We start from the raw sequence: 5,288 nt of genomic DNA, 5'->3' as shown, positions 1-5,288 counted from the left end.
CCGGCCAGCGGCCGGCGCTACCGACGGGCGAGCAGCAGGTGGAAGTGCTTGTCGACCACGCGCCCGTCGTTGCTGGCGCCCTGTTCGCGGTGGCTGCGCCAACCGCACACGCGCAACCCGCTGCTGCGCAGCGCACGTTCCACCTCGGCCAGGGCATGCAGGTGGAATCCGTAGGCGGTGAAGGGCAGGGTGCGCATGAAGGCCGCATCGCCGAAGGCGACGCACAGCCGGCCGCCGGGGCGCAGCACCCGCGCCAGTTCGGCCAGCGGCACGGCCGGATCCTCCCAGAAGTAGAGCGTGTTCACCGCGAGCGCGGCATCGATGCAGGCATCGTCGAGTTCCAGTGCATGCACATCGCCGAAGGCGACGCTGGCGCGCCCTTCCAGGCCCGCCGCGCCAAGCCGGTCGCGGGCCGCAATGACCATCTCCGCCGACACCTCGACGCCCAGATAGCGGCTGCCGGGCGCGCGCAGCAGTTCACCGGCGAAGGCGGCGTTGCCCGGGCCGATTTCCAGCACCTGTTCATTGGCGGCCACCGCCAGCAGGGCGATCGCCGCGTGGTTGAGGGCGCCGTTGCTGCGGTTCATCGATTCGGCCACGGGCAGGGCGTGGTCGCCATGTGGGCGGCGCAGCTGGGCCGCCAGGGATTMATCGGAAAGCACGCACAAGGCTCCTGTCGCGGTGGGCGGGCAGGACGTGGCGGCGGCGGGTCCACTGACCAGCTTAGCCGAGCGGTGGCGATCCGGGGCGGTCTTTTTCGCCACCGGACCCGCGTGGCGATGACAGCGGTGATCAAAAAATCACCACCGTCGCGTCTATTGAGATTGAGTTGTCCACAGGGGGTGTGGATGACTGGTGCGCAACTTTGTGGATAAGCCCCGGCAGCCCCCGCCGGTTCTCGCTGTCAAGATGGGTGGCCAAAAATTCACCGCCGGTCGTGGCCACGTGAAGGCCGAGGTAACGCGATCAGTCCGATCCGCACCCCGCGAACGGGGCGCCGCTCTGTCACGGTTCGGGCCGCTCGCGGTACTCTCTTGCCACTGCCGTCTACAGATCTTCCATGAAACGTCACTTCTCGATGCTGCGCGAGTTCCACCTGGCCGACTGGTTCACCCTGGCCAACGCCTTTTGCGGCACCGGCGCGGTGTTCGCCGCGATGCGCTTCCTGCAGGACGGGCAGCGTGGCTACCTGCTGTTCGGCATGGCGCTGATCCCGCTGGCCTTCATCTTCGATGCGCTGGACGGGCGCATCGCGCGCTGGCGCAAGTCCAGTTCCACCCTGGGCCGCGAGCTGGATTCGCTGTCGGACGTGATTTCCTTCGGCGTGGCCCCGGCCGCGCTGGCCTATGCCTGCGGTATGCAGGGGGGCTGGGACTGGCTGGTGCTGAGCTATTTCGTGTGCTGCGGGGTCAGCCGGCTGGCGCGTTACAACGTGACCGCCGAGGCCCTGGCCGGGGAGGGTGACAAGGTSSCGTATTTCGAGGGCACGCCGATYCCGACCAGCCTGGCGCTGGTGGTGGTGCTGGCGGTGGCCGCCAGCATGGGCGCGATCGGGCATGACCTGTGGCTGGGCCGCTGGCAGCTGGGCCCGTGGCAGCTGCACCCGATGGTGCTGTTGTTCGCACTGTCCGGGTCGCTGATGATCAGCAAGACCCTGCGCATCCCCAAGCCGTGAGCCCGAACACGCCCATGTCGTTCGATTCGATCCTGCGGGGAACCGTGTCATGAGCACCGCCGGCAGCGGCAGCAACGCGGGCGACGTCGAAGCCCTGGCGCGGCAGTACTTCAGCGCCTGGGGTGACGCTCTGCGACATGCCGCGGTGCCCCCTGGCCAAGCCGGTCCCGGCGCGTCGGGGCAGGGCAGCTGGCAGCAGGCAATCGACTGGTGGGCGCAGATGATGCCCACTGCCACCAGCAGCCCGGCCGATGCGGCGGTGCACCGCTTCCGCGAGCAGGCCGGCGGCTGGTACGGCACGATGCAGCAGGTGGCCGCGCAGTTCGCCGGCCGCGATGCCAGCAGCGCTGATGTAGCCCAGGCCTGGAAGCAGGCGGTGGAAGGCCAGGGCGACGGGCTGCTGCAGTGGATGCTGCAGGGCGCGCGCGGGCAGACGCAGGCCGGTGGCCCGGATCTGCTGAAGCTGCTGGAAGCGCTGCAGCGCGACCTGGGCCCGTGGCTGCAGAGCCCGGCATTCGGCCCCGGCCGAGAGCATCAGGCGCGCTGGCAGGCCTTGTTGCGCGCCCAGCAGGAGTACCAGGCGCACTCCAGCGACTACGTCGATCAGATCAAGCAGGCGCTCGATGAGGCGTTCAAGCTGTTCGAGCAGCGCCTGGCCGAACACGAGCAGCCGGGCAACCAGCTGACCAGCGCACGGGCAATGTTCGACCTGTGGATCGAGGCGGCTGAAGAGGCCTATGCCAAGGTCGCTTTGTCCGAACCGTTCCAGAAGGTCTACGCCTCGCTCGGCAATGCGCAGATGCGTCTGCGCGCGGCCACCCAGMAGGAGATCGAGCGGGTCTGCGAGGCGATCGGCATGCCGACCCGCACCGAGATGGACGCCGCGCATCGCCGCATCACCGAGCTGGAGCGGCTGGTCCGGCGCATGGCGGCAGGTGGTGCGCCGAAGGCGTCATCCGCGCATCGCAGCGACCCGCCAGTCCCGAAAACACCCGCGCCGACAACGCCGCCACCGGGTCGCAGGCGCGCCGCTTCCGCCGCCTCGCCGGCGGCTGCACCTGCAGCGTCGGCCAAGGCGCCGAAGGCTCCTGCGAAGAAAGCTGTCCGCAAGTCCGCGACCAAGCCCGCAGCCAAGCCCGCAGCCGCAACATCCGCGTCGTCCAGGTCGAAGAGGACGCGCGCGCCATGAAAGGGCCGCTGGGATTCAACGCCGAAGACCTGCTGCAGGAGACCCTGGCCATGCAGCGCAAGCTGCTGGACGGGCTCACCCTGCTGCCGTCGGTGGATGACGTGGACTATGGGGCCACCGCGCGCGAGGAAATCTGGCGCGACGGCAAGGTGGCGCTGTACCGCTTCGTCGGCACCGACACGCCGGTGCACGCCACCCCGTTGCTGATCGTCTACGCGCTGGTCAACCGCCCGTACATGGTTGACCTGCAGGCCGACCGCTCGCTGGTGCAGCGCCTGCTGGCGCTGGGCCACGACGTGTATGTGCTGGACTGGGGCTACCCGGACCGCTCCGAGCGCTACCAGACCCTGGAGGACTACCTGCTGCGCTTTCTCGATGGCGCGGTGGATCACCTGCAGGCGCAGTCGGGTGCGCCAATCAACATGCTCGGCATCTGCCAGGGCGGGGTATTTGCGCTGTGCTATGCCGCGCTGCGCCAGCACAAGCTGGCCAACCTGATCACCATGGTCACCCCGGTCGATTTCCAGACCCCGGACAACATGCTGTCGCACTGGGCCCGGCAGGTGGATGTGGACCTGCTGGTGGACACGCTGGGCAACATCCCGGCCGACCTGATGAACGCCAGTTACCTGATGCTCAAGCCGTTCCGGCTGAACGTGCAGAAGTACGTGGGCCTGCTCGACATCCTCGATGACAAGGCTGCGCTGGAAGATTTCCTGCGCATGGAAAAGTGGATCTTCGATTCGCCCGAYCTGGCCGGGGAGACCTTCCGCGACTTCATCAAGCAGTTCTACCAAGGCAACGGGCTGATGCACGAGGGTGTGCGCATCGGCGAGGAAACCGTCCAGTTGTCCCAGGTGACCCTGCCGGTGCTGAACATCTACGCCGAACAGGACCACCTGGTGCCGCCGGATGCGTCACGTGCGATGCGCGGGCGGATCGGCAGTGCGGACTACACCGAAAGCAGTTTCCGGGGCGGCCACATCGGCATTTATGTGTCCGGGCGCGCCCAGCGCGAAGTGCCCGGTACCATCACCGATTGGTTGAAGGAACGTTCCCGATGAAGTTGACTTCCCTGCCGTGGCTGGCACTGGCGCTGCTCGCGCCGGGCATCGCCCAGGCCGCCCCCAGTGACAGCGCCCGCCGCGAGATCGCCGGGCTGATCGGCGCACTGGATGGCTCCAGTTGCCGCTTCCAGCGCAACGGCAGCTGGCACGACGCCGCCGAGGCGCGCGCGCACCTGCAGCGCAAGTACGACTACCTGTTGAAGAAGGACAAGGTGGACACCGCCGAGCAGTTCATCGAACGGGCCGCCAGCCAGAGCAGCATGAGTGGCACCCCCTACCGCATCGCCTGCCCGGGCCAGCCCGAGCAGACCGCGGCGGTGTGGTTCGGGGCAAAATTGAAGGCCCTGCGTCAACGCACCCCGTAGACATCGTCCGCGCTACAGTCCGCCATCGCCTGCCGGAGACCGCTGCCATGAATGCCACCCCACGCCCGCTGTCGCGCTCGCTCAACGACCGCATGATCGCCGGGGTGATGGGCGGCATCGCACACCGTTTCGGGTGGAGCTCCACCCTGGTGCGGGTGCTGTTCGTGCTGGTCTCGGTGCTGTCGGCGGCCTTCCCCGGCATCCTGGTCTACCTGATCCTGTGGCTGTTGATTCCCAACGAGGCCGATTGAGCCTGCCGCCAGTGGCGCTGCGCGTCCTGCAGGGGCTGGGCGCRCTGTGGACCGCGCCCAATACCCTGATCGGACTGATCGGCGGCCTGGCCGGGATGGTGGCCGGCGCGCGCCCGTCGTGGAACGGCAGGGACCTTGCCGTTGTGTTCCGTGACTGGCCGTGGGGGCCGGGCGGGGCGATCACCCTGGGCAACGTGATCCTGCACACCGGCCCGGTGCTGGACGTGCCCTGTCGCACCTACGCCCACCAGGCCGGCCACTGCAGCGAACCGGTGATCGGCCTGCACGACCATGAGCGTGCCCACGTTTACCAATACCTGGTGCTGGGCCCGTTGTATCTGCCGGTGTACCTGCTCTGCGGCGGGGTGAGCGCGCGCAATCCGTTCGAACGCGCGGCCGATGTATATGCGCTCACTGGACGCGGCTGGTGGCCGTTATCCACGCGTTAAATCGGCGTAAATAAAACGTCGTGCAATGCGACGTCATCTGCATGCAAACAATGGTTATTAGGCTAAATGACGAATCAGTCAGGTTCGGCGCGGTAAGCTGATGGTTGTTGTATCTGCACGATGCTCTATTGGAGGAACACATCACATGGCAATCGTTCTTTATGTCGGTGGTAGCAAGGATGGCGACAAAGGTTTGGTACCGCACGGTTTCAGCAAGTCGCGGGCCGAGACCGACCAGGGCCCGGAGATCTATACCGCGGGCCGAGACCGACCAGGGCCCGGAGATCTATAC

General features: G+C 67.3%; 7 protein-coding genes. 6 read left to right on the top strand and 1 reads right to left on the bottom strand.

Features of this window, described 5'->3' with window-relative positions:
- Nucleotides 1-17: 17 nt before the first annotated feature.
- Nucleotides 18-668 (bottom strand): class I SAM-dependent methyltransferase, encoded by a 651-nt coding sequence (locus ACXJKH_RS13975; protein WP_457320119.1) that lies wholly within the window; start codon nucleotides 666-668, stop codon nucleotides 18-20.
- A gap of 392 nt (nucleotides 669-1,060) precedes the next feature.
- Between ACXJKH_RS13975 and ACXJKH_RS13970 the strand changes: the two genes are divergently transcribed.
- The 6 genes from ACXJKH_RS13970 to ACXJKH_RS13945 are packed head-to-tail and all read left to right on the top strand — an operon-like array spanning nucleotide 1,061 to nucleotide 4,996.
- Nucleotides 1,061-1,675 (top strand): CDP-alcohol phosphatidyltransferase family protein, encoded by a 615-nt coding sequence (locus ACXJKH_RS13970; RefSeq protein WP_457320117.1) that lies wholly within the window; start codon nucleotides 1,061-1,063, stop codon nucleotides 1,673-1,675.
- A 49-nt stretch (nucleotides 1,676-1,724) separates the two neighbouring features.
- Nucleotides 1,725-2,864: a class III poly(R)-hydroxyalkanoic acid synthase subunit PhaE gene (phaE, locus tag ACXJKH_RS13965; protein WP_457320115.1), complete on the top strand. Its 1,140-nt coding sequence runs from the start codon at nucleotides 1,725-1,727 to the stop codon at nucleotides 2,862-2,864.
- Complete coding sequence (gene phaC, locus ACXJKH_RS13960) at nucleotides 2,861-3,928, top strand: class III poly(R)-hydroxyalkanoic acid synthase subunit PhaC (RefSeq protein WP_457320113.1); 1,068 nt, start codon at nucleotides 2,861-2,863, stop codon at nucleotides 3,926-3,928. Before phaE ends, phaC begins: the two co-directional genes overlap by 4 nt.
- A complete protein-coding gene (locus ACXJKH_RS13955) occupies nucleotides 3,925-4,296 on the top strand; it encodes a YfeK family protein (protein WP_256777222.1) in 372 nt (123 codons plus the stop codon). Before phaC ends, ACXJKH_RS13955 begins: the two co-directional genes overlap by 4 nt.
- A 47-nt stretch (nucleotides 4,297-4,343) precedes the next feature.
- Nucleotides 4,344-4,547, top strand: coding sequence for a PspC domain-containing protein (locus ACXJKH_RS13950; RefSeq protein ID WP_256777221.1), 204 nt, complete (start codon nucleotides 4,344-4,346; stop codon nucleotides 4,545-4,547).
- On the top strand, nucleotides 4,544-4,996 hold the full coding sequence (locus tag ACXJKH_RS13945) for a hypothetical protein (protein ID WP_256777220.1): 453 nt from the start codon (nucleotides 4,544-4,546) through the stop codon (nucleotides 4,994-4,996). The genes ACXJKH_RS13950 and ACXJKH_RS13945 overlap by 4 nt, the downstream gene beginning before the upstream one ends.
- Nucleotides 4,997-5,288: the final 292 nt, after the last annotated feature.

Source organism: Stenotrophomonas sp. P5_B8, assembly GCF_054049855.1.
This window is presented reverse-complemented; position numbering and strand designations above follow the sequence as displayed.

Bases quoted from the DNA above. Each gene is read 5' to 3' on its own strand.
- ACXJKH_RS13955 (WP_256777222.1), top strand. From the start codon at position 3,925: ATGAAGTTGACTTCCCTGCCGTGGCTGGCACTGGCGCTGCTCGCGCCG.
- ACXJKH_RS13950 (WP_256777221.1), top strand. From the start codon at position 4,344: ATGAATGCCACCCCACGCCCGCTGTCGCGCTCGCTCAACGACCGCATG.